The organism is Clostridium sp. BNL1100, from assembly GCF_000244875.1.
Lineage (GTDB): Bacteria > Bacillota > Clostridia > Acetivibrionales > DSM-1351 > Ruminiclostridium.
In genome coordinates this window covers 2,006,377-2,021,783 of sequence record NC_016791.1, presented here as the reverse complement: position 1 = coordinate 2,021,783, position 15,407 = coordinate 2,006,377, and the positions used below count along the sequence as shown (strand labels likewise).

Genomic DNA, 15,407 nt, shown 5'->3' with positions numbered 1-15,407 from the left:
TATTTTGAATATTAACGATTTAAAGTTTTATTTATTATATTCATGATTTGCTCCATTTGATTATGCAGAAAAAAGTGTCCGCCATCAAATTCAATTATGTCAGTTTTACCATATGTAAAATCTTCCCATCTCTTCATTCCTTCCAAGCTGGTCATTTTGTCATCTTTCCCATTAAAAACTGTTATGTCACAGCTTAATTTCTCATCTTTTTCAATATAATCATATTCTTCAACCAATTTATAATCCGACCTTAGAATAGGCAAAAATAAATGACGCAATTCCTTGTTTTCAAAAACCTCTTTGGGTGTACCTCCGAGTTCATAAACCTCATGTATAAATTTTTCATCCGGTAAATCATATATTTTCTTACAATTCTTATAAAGTGCAGGAGGACATCGACCTGAAATAAAAAGGTGCAGCGGCTCTGTTTTTTTGTTTTTAAGGATCTTTTGTGCTAGCTCAAGTACAATGGAGCTTCCCATACTATGTCCAAATAAAACGAAGGGCTGTTCATCTACAGACGATGATATTTTATCGTAAACATCATTTATTACTTCTGCCATATTTTTGTATAATGGCTCGCTTATCCTTTGTCCTCTCCCTGCAAGTTCCACAGGCCTCACTTTTATATTTTTGTCAGCAAAATGTTTTAACTTGGAATATATGCTTGAGGAACCCCCTGCATATGGAAAGCAAAACAGATTAATTGAATTTTTCATAGTACTCCTCTTGATAAAATAGTTTAAATATTTTCCAAACTTTTTTACTTAACCCATATATTATATATTATACAGTTTAGGATTTCCATAGTTCCTACTTAATCCTTATATAAACTTCACAAATATGTAAATCTCTGTTAGAATAGAATTCGGCGTATAAGCAAAGCATGCTGTTATGAAAGGTTGGGGTTTCTTGGTTAATTTATATGGGATAAAAGTTTCTGCATGCACTGATGATAATATTAATTTATTAAAAAGATTAATTTCTGATGAGAGAAAAGCAAAAATGGAAAGGTTTTTATTTAAGGAGGATTCTATAAGATGTCTTCTTGGTGAAGTCATAGCCAGGTATGCTGTATGTAAAGACTTAAACTATAAAAATGAAGATGTTAGTTTCAAAACGGATTCTTTTAATAAACCATACCTTGCAATTGTGAACCAGTCTGTTTTTTATAATATATCCCATTCCGGTGATTGGGTTGTCTGTATTCTTTCAGATAAACCCTGTGGAATAGATGTGGAACTTATAAAACAAGCCGATTTTGACATTGCAAAAAGATTTTTTTCACAGAATGAGTATGAAAGTCTTATGAGCCAACCGGCACATTACCGTACCAGGTACTTTTTTATGCTGTGGACATTGAAGGAAAGTTACATAAAAGCTGACGGAAGGGGATTGTCACTACCTCTCGATTCTTTTTCTTTTAACATAGATTCAGGCAGGATATCTCTCACAACGAAAGATGCCAATAATCTTTCAAATTGCTTTTTCAGTCTATTTGAAATTGACGATGACCATATCGTTTCCGTTTGTTCTGAGGAAGATTGTTTTCCGGATAAAATATGTAAAGTATCCGTTCAGGATATTTTACATACTTTGGGATAATATAAGGGCTACCTCAATATATGAGAGGCAGCCCTTTATAACTTATTATTTATGCACAATAAATCTTGTCGCTTGGTAGTATTTTTATCCCGTATTTCAATAAAGTTTCTATTGCCGTTTCAGGGTTTTCAACTCTCAAAATAACAAATGCTTCATTACCTGTTTTTCCTACAAAAGCATACATGTACTCAATGCTTATACCATTATCCTGAAGAATGTCCAATGACTTTGCAAGTCCTCCCGGTTTATCTTCAACACCGATTGCTATAACGCTGGTACAGCTTACCGTAAACTGCTGCTCACTTAAAAAACGCTCAGCATCTTCCGGCTTATTAACAATAAGTCTCAATATGCCAAAATCCGTAGTATCGGCTATAGACATGGCACAGATATTAATGTTATTATCCGCAAGTGTTCTGGTTACATCAGCCAACCTTCCTGATTTGTTTTCTAAAAAAACTGAAATCTGTTTAACAAGCATGGTTAACAGGCCTCCTTTATAATTGTTAATGAATAACTTAACCCTTATTAAATAACCCTTTTGTCAATAACTCTTTTTGCTTTGCCTTCGCTGCGCTGAATGGTTTTGGGTTCAACCAGCTTGATTTTTGCACCTATTCCTAAAGTACTGTTAATTTCCTTAGAAATCTTCTTTTCTACATCTTCCAGCCTTTTTACTTCATCTGAGAATAAGCTTGGAGTGATTTCAACCTGAATTTCAAGTGTATCCAAATTGTCTTTTCTATCAACTACCAGCATATAATGAGGTGCCGTCTCGCCAATTGATAATAGAACACTTTCCACCTGTGAAGGGAAAACATTTACACCTCTGATTATGAGCATGTCGTCTGTTCTACCGGCAACCTTGTTCATTCTTACTTCTGTACGTCCACATTCACATTTATCATAATTCAACGAAGAAAGATCTCTGGTTCTGTACCTTATTAATGGAAGTCCTTCTTTTGTAATAGTCGTAAAGACAATTTCTCCTTCTGAGCCTTCAGGAAGGACTTCTCCTGTCTCTGGATCAATAATTTCAGGGATAAAATGGTCTTCGGGTATATGCATACCGCTCTGATATTCACATTCACATGCAACTCCCGGCCCTATTACCTCGCTTAATCCGTATATATCAAAAGCTTTAATTTTTAGTCTGTCCTGTATTTCCTGCCTCATACTTTCCGACCAAGGCTCCGCCCCGAAAATACCGGCCTGCAGCTTTAAATCGCTTCTCTTGATTCCCAGTTCTTCCATCTCCTCAGCCAAATACAAAGCATAAGAAGGAGTACATGCAAGATGAGTTGTGCCGAAATCCTGCATAATTGAAAGCTGTAGCTTTGTGTTTCCTGATGAAGTAGGTATAACCGTTGCTCCCAGTTTCTCTCCGCCGTAATGAGCACCGAGTCCTCCTGTAAATAATCCGTAACCGTAAGATATCTGCAGAAAAGAGTCCTTCACTGCTCCGGCAGCTGTAAATGTTCTGGCGATGACCTCAGACCAAACATCAAGGTCATTTTTCGTATAACCTACAACCGTTTTCTTACCAGTTGTTCCCGAAGATGCATGGACTCTGACAATTTCACTCATAGGTACTGCAAAGAGTCCGTATGGATATGTATCTCTCAAATCCTGCTTATAGGTAAAGGGTAAGTTTTTCAAATCATCAACAGACTTGATATCTCCCGGTAACATACCCTTTTCCTGCATCTTCTTTCTGTAAGTTGGTACATTTTCATATACCAGCTTTACAGTTTTAATTAATCTTTCCGATTGAACCTTACGCATTTCTTCTCTGGACATACATTCGTATGCCTGGTTCCAATATGACATAACATTTCACCCTCCCAAGAATAAATATAAATTTATATATTCTTTGCCATCATCCCACTCGGAATGGCTTTCAGGGTTTACTTACAAAATGTAGCCCCACACAAAAGCAATAGGCTTAAATTCTTAATAATGATAATTGTAACCTTCCTCAAAGGCTTTGATATTTACATCTAGTACCTTTGCAGGAACAACCTCGTTTATGGCTTCCATAAATATGTTTTTATCAATACCTGCTAATTTCGCCATTACTCCCAACAGAACAATATTCACCGCTTTTATTGTTCCACATTCTCTGGCTATTTTAAGTGCGTCAAGTGAGTAAATTCTATAAGATGTATTTAATGTATCGAGTATTTTTTCAGGATACTTAGCCTTTCCTATAATTACAGGCATTGGATCAATTTCCTGCTCATTTACTATCATCTTGCCATCCTTATGGAGATACTCCACCCACCTGAGCGCTTCCAGCTGTTCAAAGGCAATAATGAGATCAGCCTCTCCTTTTTCTATCAGAGGAGAATATACCTTTTCTCCATACCTTACATATGTAACAACGCTGCCGCCTCTCTGGGACATACCATGTACCTCTGAGACCTTAACGTCAAAATTCAGTTTTAATGCAACTGTTCCCAGTATTCTGCTGGCGAGGAGTGTTCCCTGTCCGCCAACACCAACTATAAGTAGATTTAATTTTTTCACCTTATTCACCTGCCCTTTCGATAGCACCAAATCCGCATATCTTTGTGCAGAGCTTGCAACCCACACAAAGTGCAGGGTTTATTTCAAGGTGATCGCCCTTTTCTACTATAGCCGGGCATCCTATTTTCATGCACATTCTACACTTTTTACATTTATCCTGTATTATTCTGTGACTTCCTTCATATTTAACATGTTTTAAAAGTGCACAGGGGCGCTGAGAAATTATTACCGAAGGTTCATCTGCATCTGTTTCAGCTTTTACAACCTTCTCGAATTCCTTTATATCAAAAGGATCTACAACCGTAACTCTGTCAACACCCACAGATTTGCAAAGAAGTTCAAGATCTACCTGTTTTGTAGGCTCACCCTTGATTGTAAATCCGGTTGTTGGATTGTGCTGGTGACCAGTCATTCCTGTAATTGAATTATCAAGAATAATTACAGTGGAGTTACCTTTATTATATACGATATCTATTAAACCCGTAATGCCTGAATGTATAAAAGTTGAGTCTCCGATTACAGCTACGGTTTTTTTCCTGAATTCGGCCCCACGTGCTTTTTCAAGTCCGTGTGCCACACCAATGCTGGCACCCATGCACACGCATATGTCCATTGCTTCGTTAGGAGGCAATGCACCAAGAGTATAACAGCCGATGTCTCCGCTGACGGTCAGACCCAATTTTTTGAGAACATAGAACATGCCTCTATGAGGACATCCAGGACACATTACCGGTGGTCTTACCGGAACGGCGTTATTGGAAGCTTCCTGAGAATCAAACTTTTTATCAAGGAGTTTTTCCGCAACCAGTTGAGCACTGAACTCTCCGATTACAGGAAGCTTTTCCTTACCGATAACTTTTATACCCATTTTCTTAATTTGATTTTCAAAGAATGGCTCCAATTCTTCTACTACATAAAGGGTTTTTACACTTGCTGCAAAATCAGCAATAAGTTTTTCAGGAATTGGGTGTACCATTCCTATCTTTAATACGGATGCATCAGGCATGGCTTCTTTTACATACTGATATGAAATTCCACTGGTTATAACCCCGATGTCCTTGCTTGCCATTTCAACTTTGTTTAGTCCGCTTTCATTTGAGAATTCTCTCAAAGCAGCCATTCTTTTTTCAACTTCAACATGCCTTTTTCTTGCCATAGCAGGCATCATGACATATTTGTTTGCATCCTTCGAGTATTGTTTAAGCTTGTAATCTTCTTTATCACTCAGTTCAACAGCACTTTGGGAATGGGATACCCTCGTGGAAAGTCTGACGATTACAGGACAGTCAAATGTCTCGCTTATGGAGAATGCCTGTTTTACGAAGTCCTTACATTCCTGAGAGTCGGAAGGTTCAAGCATAGGAACCTTTGATGATCTTGCATAGAACCTACTGTCCTGCTCATTCTGAGAACTGTGCATCCCAGGGTCATCAGCAACCATTATAACAAGACCTCCGTTTACGCCGGTATAAGATACCGTAAAAAGAGGGTCTGCTGCAACATTAAGTCCTACGTGTTTCATGGAACATATGGATCTTGCTCCTCCGATGGATGAACCTATAGCTACCTCGAGTGCCACCTTTTCATTTGGTGCCCACTCTGAATATATTTCGTCATATTTTGATATGTACTCAGTAATTTCCGTACTAGGAGTTCCCGGATAAGCAGCCGCTACTGAGCAGCCTGCCTCATATGCTCCTCTTGCCACGGCTTCATTGCCGAGCATGAGCTTTTTCATTGATATTCCCCCATCTCTATTTGATTAATTATTGTAATACTTAATTACAATCAGCATACATTGTTTATTATTATAAAGTATTATCAGTCTAAAGTAAATGAAGAAATTCGACACATTTAGCACTATACAGGGTTTATTTTATTGTTTTAAACATGTTTAATTTTGAACAAACTTTTAATTATCCACCAGAATAGATTATTTTTAGAAATTTTCTATAAATATATGATATAATAATTGCTGACTGTAAACAATAAACTATTAAGAGGTCTGATAATGAACACTAGAAAATTTACTTATATAATTACTATAGTAGTAGGCTTGTTTCTTTTTGGTATGGGAACAGTTTTTCTTTACTATGCAAACAGCGTTACAGGAGCAACCGGTAACAATGCTATTCCTGCGATACTTCAAGGACTTAACGCCACTACCAATAAAGAACCTATGAATTTCTTCCTGCTTGTTGGTGACAAGTCAAGCGGTAATACGGATTCAATGCTGGTAGCAAATTATAATCCCGAAAAAAACCAGATAAGTATCGTTACAATACCGAGAGATACTAAGGTTAAACTAAAAAACAATATACTTCCAAAAATCAATGCAGCATATGCAGCAGGAGGAAGAAACCACGAAGGTGCAAGATATGCTTCCGAGATTGTAAGTAACTTAACCGGAATCAATATCAACTATTATGTTCATATCAATATTTCCGCAATCAAAAAGATTACAGATATGCTTGGGGGAGTTTATTTTGACGTTCCAGTTGATATGAAGTATGATGATCCAACCCAAAATCTTCATATAAATTTGAAAAAAGGCTCTCAGTTGCTGGACGGTGACAAGGTTGAACAATTACTCCGTTTCAGGAAACCGAACGGTGAACGTTACACACAAGAGTTAAAAGAATTTTATGACGGCAGTGATATAAAGAGAACTGAAATGCAGATGAAGTTTATAAAGGAATTTATAAAACAAAAGCTAAAGGTACAAAATATTCCAAAGCTAAATCCCGTGCTTAATTATGCCTTTGAAAATATTATAACCAATATGACTTTGTCAGATGCATTAAAGATGTCCTCCGGGCTCATAAGTATTTCGCCTGATAACTTTAATTCTTTCCGTCTTGACGGTGAAGACAAGGTTATAAATAAAGGATGGTACTACGTATACAACGGTAATTTAATCAATATTGAGTCAAAAGAATCTCTTCCTGCGGCTGAGATAGTTGAAAATTATTTTTATTCCGCCAATGGAATTGCAACGCCATCAGGTGAACTTTATGTTCCTGATGAAAGTAACGATGATGAGGATGAGGTAAAGGCTCCTCCAGCTGTGAAAAAAAAGCCTGTTATTAAGAAACAAAATCCCTCAAATACTGATACTGACACTAAAGGAACATCAAAGGGATAAAATTAAGGAGTATAAAAATGACTACTATTATTCATAATATTTTAATGCCTTTAATAGATATTATTGAAGGTATGGGAATCTGGGGAATTGGGCTTTGGATGCTCTTTGAAAGCAGTTGTATTCCTCTTCCCAGTGAAATTATACTGCCATTTGGAGGAATGATGGCTTCTCAGGGCAGCATTACCCTGCTGGAAGCAAATATCGCTGCGGCTGTGGGTAGTCTTATTGGTTCTATGATTGCATATTTTGTTGGTTCTTATGGCGGCAGGCCTTTTATACTGAAATACGGAAAGTACTTTTTTGTATCGGAAAAGAATTTTTATAAAGCGGAAGAGGTATTTAAAAAAAGAGGTATGCTGGCTGTATGTCTCGGAAGACTTCTTCCTGTAATCAGAACATTTATTTCTTTACCTGCAGGAATTGCTAAAATAAATAAATTTAAGTTTATTATTTTCTCAACAATCGGGATGCTTCCATGGAATTTTACTCTGATTTATCTTGGTTTTGTGTTCGGGAAGGATTATGAGACTAAAATCAGGCCGTATTTTAAGGGTTTTGAAAATATAGTAATAGCACTGATTTTAATCTGCATAGTCCTATTTGTAATTTACAAGATTATTTCCTCCCGTAGAGAAAGCAATAAATCTATGGGAAATAAATAGTTATTGAGTTATTTGTGTCTGGGTGCTTCTTTAACAAGAACTGCTGCTTTTGTAATAGCTGAAATGACATCTACCTCAAATTGGTTTCTTAAACTGTTTACTTTTGAATACAGCTCACCTTTTTCAGAGGCAATGTATTTCGGAGGAAGGCTGTTAAGAGCAAGAGCAGCTATATCCTTAACGCACAATTCACATTTGCACATGTTAATATCGTCCAGGACGCCGTCTATCAGATTGAATACAACTTCTTCCATATAATTTTTCAACGTTACCATACTTTCATCCCCTTATACCGACTTATAAAATTACATACATTAATCATTTCGGTAATATTTTCAAAATCCCTCTATATTTTCTATAATTTTTAAAAGTTCGTTGGTTTGTTTTCTTTCCACCTGCATACCCGTCCAAATCTCAAAGGATGAAACCCCTTGATTTATCAACATACCAAATCCGTTTCTTATTTTGCATCCCGCATTTTCTGCCTGTATTAGAAATCTTGTTTTCTTAGGGACATATAGTACATCATATACCAGCTGAGTTCCGTTAAAGTTGAAATCAATATCAAATGGAGTTGAATCAAGGTATGTACTCATGCCGGCAGGTGTTGTATTTATAACAATCTGGTTATTTTCAAGTTCTTTATCAAGTTTGTCTTTCTCCGGGAGCATTGTATTAACAATGTTTCCGAAATTGCTGTTTACAAGATCAGAAATGCTTTTTGCGTTGGCTTCTGTCCTGTTTACTATTGTAAGATGCTCTATACCCTCGGTTGCAAGCTTAACAGCAATAGCCCTTGACGTTCCTCCAGCTCCCAGTAGCATTACTCTCTTACCTTTAAATGTGGTTTCAAAACCATCGCAAAAGTCCCTGACAAAACCTTCAGCATCTGTATTAGTTCCTATGAACCTTCCATTTTGCTTTTTTACGGTATTAATTGCGCCCATAAGCATACCCTCTGCTGAAACCTCATCCAGGTATTTTATAACGTCTTTTTTATATGGGACAGTTACGTTAAAACCTAAAAAGTTTATACCTTTTAATCCATCCATGACCTGTTCCAACTTTCCGTTTTCAACAAGTACAGGTAAATATACAGCATTTACTCCAAATTTTTTAAATAGTGTATTATGAATAAAAGGTGACTTTGTATGCTCAATTGGATTACCGAGCACACCATACAACTGTGTTTTTCCGTTAACAATTTCAACCAAGTTCATTGGCTTGCCTCCCCAATGTCATTTTAACCGGCTTTTTTCTATTTGAAGCCTTTTCTTTTTCCATTCATTTCTTACTTCCAGTCTAGACGTTTGTACATTACTAAAACGATTTAAGATTCTTTTTTCAATATGCCTTTTTAACCTTACATACAAAATTTCTTTTTTATCTATAGGCTTTACAAGTACTGTAAGCATATTTACTTTATTTCCCCCATATATATCGGTAAATATCTGGTCACCGATAACCGCTACCTTTTCCGGTTCCAGACCCATTTTATCAGCAGCATTGAGAAATGCTTTTCCTGCGGGTTTATATGCTCTGTGTATTGCCGTTACCGACATTTCTTTGTTGAACCTTGTTACCCTTTTAAGTGAAGCGTTTGAAAGTATGCAAACCTTAAATCCTATTTTTTGCAGTTCAGCGACCCAACTTATTGCATTTTCGTCAGCATCCTTTGTATGCATAGGTACAAGGGTATTATCTATATCAAGTATAACTCCCTTGATGCCTCTTTCTTTAAGTATATTTATATCAATATGTCTTATACTATTAAAATATAAGTCAGGATAATATTTTTCAATCATGTAAATTCCTCCATATCAACCTATGATAGCAAAACGTATTATGTTTTGCAAACCATTTTGTGCTTCTTCTTGTATTGTGTTCATTATTCAAATTTTAGAAGTTTATTGTTAAGGCAAAGCTGTAAATCAAATTTTCTGCATCCCACCTTAAAAAACTTTATTTCGATGATATTTTTATCGGCTAAAGGGTCCTGCTCTATTGAAACTACTACTCCTCTGCCGAATTTAGCATGGCTGACAAATTTCCCTTCACCTATATTAACTATTATGTCCTTTTGCAAAAGTTGTACAACCTCATTTACAAAAACAGATGGTAAAACTATTTCATTATTTTCAGTTCCGGAATAGAGGAGGTAAAGTTTTTTTCTTGCTCTTGTCATTCCAACATAAAAAAGTCTCCGTTCTTCTTCGAGTACGATTTTTTCAGAGTTTTCAAGAACCTTGTCTCCCGGAATCTCGCTGTTTATGAGGTCTATCATAAATACATTGTCATATTCAAGTCCTTTTGAAGAGTGCAGCGTGCTCAGAGTTATTTCATTCTTTTCACTGTCGTGCTTATATCCTCCATCCTGAAATATTTGTTCCAACTCATGCAACCGCATAAGAAATGAAGAAATAGTAGGACAATCAATTGATATTCCATGTAAAATCCCATACAACCTGTTCAGGTAATCGAAGGACTGACCGGATATGGCACTGTAATCTTTAATACTTTCCAGATATCTGAAGTTATTTTTTATATACTCCAATGCCAACCAAGGATTCTTCCTTGCTAACGAAGCGAATTCTCCTTTTAATTCCCTCATTGCAGTAAGCTGAAAAGGTTTAAGGTCATGACTATTTATTATTCTGTCAATAACATTTTCACTTCCTTCACCCTGTAAGGCACATTCCAGCATGGTTTTTGATATAAATCTATTCATTCTGAAGCATATTTTTGTAAATGATTCTGTATCACAGCCATCTAGTGCGAATAATAAAAAGGCACATACCTCCTGTACAAGCCAGTGTTTGAAATAAAACAATCTGTTCTGCCTGATTCTGAATGATATTCCGTTCCTTTGCAATTTATCCGAAATAAGAATTGATGAGAGGTTATTTCTATACAATACCCCGATGCTTTTTGGCTTCTTTTCCTTAAGCAACTCTTCTATCTTTTTTAGTAAGATATCCTGCTGCTCGCTCTCACTTTCAGCTCTGAGAATCATTGGGTCGTCTGCTCTTTTATTATTGGTTTTGTGTGATTTCAAATACCTTTTATCATTTTTCATTATGAATTTACTGGTAAGGTCTACAATATTACTGGAAGACCTGTAGTTATTTTCAAGTCTGAAAAGCCTGAGGTTATTAAATTCATGGCTTATATCCAGAATATACTGGGGTTCAGCACCCCTGAAACGGTAAATAGATTGGTCATCGTCAGCCACTATAAATATATTCCCGTCCGGCCCTGCCAACAGCTTGAGAATGGCAAACTGTATATTTGATAAATCCTGGCCTTCATCCACTTGTATATATTTATATTGTTTTTTATATTCTTTTAAAACTTGCGGATATCTTGAAAGAATACTGTAGGCATATGTAAGCATATCGTCAAAGTCAATCATAAGATTTTTTTTCTTGTATTCTTCATAGGTTTTATAAACCTTTGTGAATTTCTTTGAGCTGAAAAAGCTGTCATTGGCATTTTTTATCATCTTATTCTTTATATAGCTTATTTCGTTTATAAGGTTATCAAGCTCATCATCATTTATTTTTGCACTGTATATGCTGTGATACATGTCCTTTAATAGCATTTTCTTATTTATATCTTCATCTGTACCCTCAATACGCCTTAAGCTCTGCCCTTTCATTATCTCATAGTCTCTAACTACTCTATTGCAGAAGCTGTGAAGAGTCGCAAATTGTACTTTTTCTTTTATCCTACTTCCATAGTATTTTCTAAAACGCCTTTCCATTTCAAGCTGGGCGGCCTTATTAAAGGTAAGTGTCAGAATACTTTTTGGATTAATACCTGATTTAATTAAATTATAAACACGGTTTACAATTACAGTTGTTTTTCCACTACCGGGACCGGCAATAAGTAATACAGGCCCTTTAACAGTAAGTACCGCTTCTCTTTGTTCGAGACTTAAATATTTAAATTCATCTTCAATCGCTATATCTGTTGATTTATTATATTCCCTGTCTATTTCAGATTGTGTCATGTACTATTCACCTATTCAATATTTTTATCAATCCAGAAATACTCCAACAATTTTCCAAGCTGTACCGTATCCTGCACACGCAAAGCATGTTCCCAGTGTCTCGGAAATAGTCGCCTGTAGCTACCATTGGAAAATCTTTCGTCAAGAAGTATCACTGTTCCAACATCTCGTTCTGAACGGATTACCCTTCCTGCAGCCTGTAGTACTTTGTTCATTCCCGGATACATATATGCGTTTTCAAAGCCCATTTGGTTTTTGTTTTGATAATAATTCATGATTATATCTTGTTCGGGACTAACCTGTGGAAGTCCTACCCCTACTATTATAGCCCCTATAAGCCTGTCTCCCTTCAAATCAATACCCTCTGAAAAAATTCCTCCCAGAACTCCAAATGAAACAAGGCTCTTTCCCGTACCGGATTGGAACCTGTTTAGAAAGCTCTCCCTTTCTTCTTCTGTCATGGAGGTTTCCTGTATTATTGTATCGGTTTCAGGATATTGCTCTGTAAACCTTGTATAAACCTCGTTCATGTATTTATATGAAGGAAAAAATACTACATAATTCCCTATCTTTTTGTTTATAGTAGACCATATTATGTCTACTATTTTATCATAACTTTTATCACGGTTTTTGTATCTTGTAGAAATATTATCATTAACAATAAGACAAAGATTTTCTTTAGTAAAAGGTGAAACAAGATTTATGTTATAATCCTCTTTGTCCCCGCCCAATACATCCATAAAATAGTTAAGGGGTGTAAGGGTTGCAGAGAAAAACACAGCTGCTTTGCCTCTTTTTACGGCATCTGCAAGCAAAAAAGAAGGGTCCAGACAGAAAAGCTTTACTCTGACATCATTTGATTTTGTTTCTATAAATGTAACGTATCTTTCATCGTAAAAATCAGCCATTCTGGTAAAAGCTATTGAATTGAAATAAGTCTCCAGAAGCTGGTCAAAGCCATCTATATTGCTATTTTGATTCTTTAGTATCCATTCCTCTGCTTCTGATATAAAACTATTTAACAATCTGTATAGGTCAGTTAGTTCTGTTTTACTAACGATAAAACCTTCATCCTTGCATTGTTTACGGAGAGCCACCATATAGGAATTTATCTTGTTCAATATTCTTGCAACCCTAGGAACTCTTGACTTCATAAGCTTTTTTGCTTCAAGATACCCTGATTTGAGTATTTGAGCGGAAAACATTTCTCTAGCTCTGTCCACCAAATTATGAGCCTCATCAACCAAAAAAGCATAATCTCCCGTATTGTTGAGAAAAAATCTTTTTAGATATACTCTTGGGTCAAATGCGTAATTATAGTCACAAATAATGCAATCCGCCCACAATGAAAGATCAAGGCTGAATTCAAAGGGACATACAGTATGTTTATGCGAATATTCTTCTATTACATCTCTGGACAGGTTTTCAGAATTTTTCAGCACATCTTCCAGTGCATTGTTAACCCGGTTGTAATGGCCTTTTGCATATTCACAAAAATCGGGATTGCAGCTTCCTTCTTTGTTGAAACATATTTTATCCTTTGCCGTAAGTGTTATGGTTCTAAATACCAAACCGCACTCTCTCATTTTTGAAAATGCCTCTTCAGCCACCTGCCTTGTAATGGTTTTTGCAGTGAGATAAAATATTTTTGAAATGTGTTGTTCGCCTAAAGCTTTAACTGCAGGAAACAGCGTTGATATGGTTTTCCCAATACCTGTAGGGGCCTGGGCAAATAGTTTTTTGCCCTGCATTATGGTTTTATATACTGCAACTGCAAGCTCACGCTGCCCTTTTCTGTAGTCTTTAAAGGGAAATTCGAGGATTTTTATAGAAGTATCTCTTCTTTTATTCCATGAATCTGATATGCTGGCCCAAATCACATATTTTCCCAGCAATTCTTCAATAAAAAGCTTCAGTTCTTCAAATGAAAACTGTTTCCTGATTTTTTTAATTTCCTCAGTTTCTATGTGAAAATATGTTAATTGTACATATATACTGTCAAGTTCATTCTGAATCGCATAAATAAAAGCATAGCACTTTGCCTGTGCCCAATGCAGAAGACTGAAATCTTCATCTATGAATTCAAGGGGACGTGTTGTGGATTTTATTTCATCTATTACAACTCCGCCCGGTTCAGCTATTATACCATCAGCACGGCCCTCAAGTCTGAATATAAAGTCTTCTGTGTCAAAATTATGGACAAGAGAAACCTCTTTGTTATATGATTCCCCACCCTGTTTTTGTATTTTCTGGTGTACTTTTGTACCTTCCAGCATTCTGCCCGAGGAAACAAGCCTGTTATCAATATCTCCGGACCTCAACACCAGTTCAACAAGGTTTCTGATTGAAATTTTTATCTCGGGTTTGCCCATATTTTTGTATATTAGCCTCCATCCGCAAAAAATATTAATTGATAATCAATAAAATAGCTGACCGGTAAACCAATCAGCTTCATCAAAGAACGTTAGTTCTTATTATATCAATAAATCTTTTCTTTTTCAATGTCGCAGCTATTATACTTTAATTAAGGTTTCTGTACCTTGCCATTAAATATTCGTCAGCATATTTACCGTTTCTTACGGCCATATACTTTTTTGTGCCTTCTATCTGAAAACCATGTGTCTTGTACAGGCCTACAGCTGTTTCATTTTCTACAAATACAGTTAATTCTACACGTACAAGCATAAGCCAGTTATCTGCCAAATCCAGAATTTTCTCTAATAATGCTGTTCCTATTCCCTTTCCCTGATAATCTTTATGTACCATTATTCCTACAGATGCAGTATGCCTGGTTCTTGGAGTTTGGCTTACAATCAGTGCAACCGTACCTACTACTTTTTTTACCCCATTTTCATCTGTCTCAGCTACCATATGATATTGATTTTGGCCAAGGGACTTTATAAACTCTTCTGTTTGATCTATTCTTTCACTGAATAACCCTAGAAGATTTTCTCTTACCCCATCCATTGTGTACATCTCATTTATGTACGGTGCATCCTCAACACGTATAGGCCTTATAGTATAATCCATTTTACAGCCTCCTTTTTATTTTTAAAATAAACTATGAATAACATATTAATATACTGGCAATTTTAAATAATAAATATAATTTGGAGGCACATATGTCTGAAAACAATTTAATATGCCCTGTTTGCAACAACAGCAATTTTTTAATCAAATACGAAGCAACTTATGTCTACTCATATATAATCGATTCCGACGCTCCCGGGCTTAGAAATAAAAATGAATTTCTTCCTTTTATGTTTGATAACCGAGAGCAGAAGGACACAAAACAATTCGTTGAATGTATTACCTGCGGTTCAAAGTTCAGGTGCTATTTTAATCAATGGGATAATAAAATCGGGCTAAAAGCTTTACAAGAAGCAATCAGCCAACATCAACCCGATAATCCATTATAATAAATTAGATAATGGATTATTTTTAATTATTTCAT

15 protein-coding genes are annotated in these 15,407 nt (G+C 36.0%); 4 read left to right on the top strand and 11 right to left on the bottom strand.

Annotated features, from left to right (window positions below; all coding sequences use genetic code 11):
- Positions 1-11: 11 nt before the first annotated feature.
- A complete protein-coding gene (locus tag CLO1100_RS08440) occupies positions 12-719 on the bottom strand; it encodes a thioesterase domain-containing protein (protein WP_014313336.1) in 708 nt (235 codons plus the stop codon).
- A gap of 286 nt (positions 720-1,005) precedes the next feature.
- Between CLO1100_RS08440 and CLO1100_RS08435 the strand changes: the two genes are divergently transcribed.
- Entirely contained in the window at positions 1,006-1,605 is a 600-nt protein-coding gene (locus CLO1100_RS08435; protein WP_242836708.1) for a 4'-phosphopantetheinyl transferase superfamily protein, read from the top strand.
- 49 nt (positions 1,606-1,654) lie between these two features.
- Here the strand turns inward: CLO1100_RS08435 and CLO1100_RS08430 are convergent, their stop codons facing one another.
- From CLO1100_RS08430 to iorA, 4 genes are all read right to left on the bottom strand, one after another.
- Positions 1,655-2,086 carry an ACT domain-containing protein gene (locus tag CLO1100_RS08430; protein ID WP_014313334.1) on the bottom strand — a complete coding sequence of 144 codons (432 nt, stop codon included), beginning with the start codon at positions 2,084-2,086 and terminating at the stop codon, positions 1,655-1,657.
- Between the two features lie 47 nt (positions 2,087-2,133).
- Positions 2,134-3,435: a phenylacetate--CoA ligase gene (locus tag CLO1100_RS08425; RefSeq protein WP_014313333.1), complete on the bottom strand. Its 1,302-nt coding sequence runs from the start codon at positions 3,433-3,435 to the stop codon at positions 2,134-2,136.
- Positions 3,436-3,558: 123 nt separating this feature from the next.
- A complete protein-coding gene (locus CLO1100_RS08420; RefSeq protein ID WP_014313332.1) occupies positions 3,559-4,134 on the bottom strand; it encodes an indolepyruvate oxidoreductase subunit beta in 576 nt (191 codons plus the stop codon).
- Between the two features lies 1 nt (position 4,135).
- Entirely contained in the window at positions 4,136-5,872 is a 1,737-nt protein-coding gene (gene iorA, locus CLO1100_RS08415) for an indolepyruvate ferredoxin oxidoreductase subunit alpha (protein WP_014313331.1), read from the bottom strand.
- Positions 5,873-6,145: 273 nt separating this feature from the next.
- Between iorA and CLO1100_RS08410 the strand changes: the two genes are divergently transcribed.
- Both CLO1100_RS08410 and CLO1100_RS08405 read left to right on the top strand, forming a co-directional pair.
- Complete coding sequence (locus CLO1100_RS08410) at positions 6,146-7,279, top strand: LCP family protein (RefSeq protein WP_014313330.1); 1,134 nt, start codon at positions 6,146-6,148, stop codon at positions 7,277-7,279.
- A gap of 17 nt (positions 7,280-7,296) precedes the next feature.
- Complete coding sequence (locus tag CLO1100_RS08405; protein ID WP_014313329.1) at positions 7,297-7,941, top strand: DedA family protein; 645 nt, start codon at positions 7,297-7,299, stop codon at positions 7,939-7,941.
- A gap of 8 nt (positions 7,942-7,949) precedes the next feature.
- On the opposite strand, the gene CLO1100_RS08400 is transcribed toward CLO1100_RS08405, so the two are convergent.
- The 6 genes from CLO1100_RS08400 to CLO1100_RS08375 all read right to left on the bottom strand — a co-directional run bounded on the left by CLO1100_RS08400 (position 7,950) and on the right by CLO1100_RS08375 (position 14,983).
- The gene (locus CLO1100_RS08400; protein WP_014313328.1) at positions 7,950-8,216 is read right to left on the bottom strand and encodes a late competence development ComFB family protein; all 267 of its coding nucleotides are present in this window, start codon (positions 8,214-8,216) and stop codon (positions 7,950-7,952) included.
- A gap of 60 nt (positions 8,217-8,276) precedes the next feature.
- The gene (gene aroE, locus CLO1100_RS08395) at positions 8,277-9,161 is read right to left on the bottom strand and encodes a shikimate dehydrogenase (RefSeq protein WP_014313327.1); all 885 of its coding nucleotides are present in this window, start codon (positions 9,159-9,161) and stop codon (positions 8,277-8,279) included.
- An 18-nt stretch (positions 9,162-9,179) separates the two neighbouring features.
- Entirely contained in the window at positions 9,180-9,746 is a 567-nt protein-coding gene (locus tag CLO1100_RS08390; protein ID WP_014313326.1) for a YqeG family HAD IIIA-type phosphatase, read from the bottom strand.
- 83 nt (positions 9,747-9,829) lie between these two features.
- On the bottom strand, positions 9,830-11,953 hold the full coding sequence (locus CLO1100_RS08385) for an ATP-dependent helicase (protein ID WP_014313325.1): 2,124 nt from the start codon (positions 11,951-11,953) through the stop codon (positions 9,830-9,832).
- Between the two features lie 11 nt (positions 11,954-11,964).
- Positions 11,965-14,325, bottom strand: coding sequence for an ATP-dependent DNA helicase (locus CLO1100_RS08380; RefSeq protein ID WP_014313324.1), 2,361 nt, complete (start codon positions 14,323-14,325; stop codon positions 11,965-11,967).
- 148 nt (positions 14,326-14,473) lie between these two features.
- A complete protein-coding gene (locus CLO1100_RS08375; RefSeq protein WP_014313323.1) occupies positions 14,474-14,983 on the bottom strand; it encodes a GNAT family N-acetyltransferase in 510 nt (169 codons plus the stop codon).
- Between the two features lie 92 nt (positions 14,984-15,075).
- Here CLO1100_RS08375 and CLO1100_RS08370 point away from each other — a divergent pair, with 92 nt between their 5' ends.
- The gene (locus CLO1100_RS08370; RefSeq protein WP_014313322.1) at positions 15,076-15,372 is read left to right on the top strand and encodes a hypothetical protein; all 297 of its coding nucleotides are present in this window, start codon (positions 15,076-15,078) and stop codon (positions 15,370-15,372) included.
- The last annotated feature ends 35 nt before the right edge of the window (positions 15,373-15,407 follow it).

What these genes read in the sequence shown, in the direction of transcription:
- iorA (WP_014313331.1), bottom strand. Translation starts at nt 5,872, where the DNA reads ATGAAAAAGCTCATGCTCGGCAATGAAGCCGTGGCAAGAGGAGCATAT.
- CLO1100_RS08435 (WP_242836708.1), top strand. Translation starts at nt 1,006, where the DNA reads ATGGAAAGGTTTTTATTTAAGGAGGATTCTATAAGATGTCTTCTTGGT.
- CLO1100_RS08425 (WP_014313333.1), bottom strand. Translation starts at nt 3,435, where the DNA reads ATGTCATATTGGAACCAGGCATACGAATGTATGTCCAGAGAAGAAATG.
- CLO1100_RS08400 (WP_014313328.1), bottom strand. Translation starts at nt 8,216, where the DNA reads ATGGTAACGTTGAAAAATTATATGGAAGAAGTTGTATTCAATCTGATA.
- CLO1100_RS08405 (WP_014313329.1), top strand. Translation starts at nt 7,297, where the DNA reads ATGACTACTATTATTCATAATATTTTAATGCCTTTAATAGATATTATT.
- CLO1100_RS08440 (WP_014313336.1), bottom strand. Translation starts at nt 719, where the DNA reads ATGAAAAATTCAATTAATCTGTTTTGCTTTCCATATGCAGGGGGTTCC.
- CLO1100_RS08375 (WP_014313323.1), bottom strand. Translation starts at nt 14,983, where the DNA reads ATGGATTATACTATAAGGCCTATACGTGTTGAGGATGCACCGTACATA.
- aroE (WP_014313327.1), bottom strand. Translation starts at nt 9,161, where the DNA reads ATGAACTTGGTTGAAATTGTTAACGGAAAAACACAGTTGTATGGTGTG.
- CLO1100_RS08430 (WP_014313334.1), bottom strand. Translation starts at nt 2,086, where the DNA reads ATGCTTGTTAAACAGATTTCAGTTTTTTTAGAAAACAAATCAGGAAGG.
- CLO1100_RS08410 (WP_014313330.1), top strand. Translation starts at nt 6,146, where the DNA reads ATGAACACTAGAAAATTTACTTATATAATTACTATAGTAGTAGGCTTG.
- CLO1100_RS08370 (WP_014313322.1), top strand. Translation starts at nt 15,076, where the DNA reads ATGTCTGAAAACAATTTAATATGCCCTGTTTGCAACAACAGCAATTTT.
- CLO1100_RS08380 (WP_014313324.1), bottom strand. Translation starts at nt 14,325, where the DNA reads ATGGGCAAACCCGAGATAAAAATTTCAATCAGAAACCTTGTTGAACTG.
- CLO1100_RS08390 (WP_014313326.1), bottom strand. Translation starts at nt 9,746, where the DNA reads ATGATTGAAAAATATTATCCTGACTTATATTTTAATAGTATAAGACAT.
- CLO1100_RS08385 (WP_014313325.1), bottom strand. Translation starts at nt 11,953, where the DNA reads ATGACACAATCTGAAATAGACAGGGAATATAATAAATCAACAGATATA.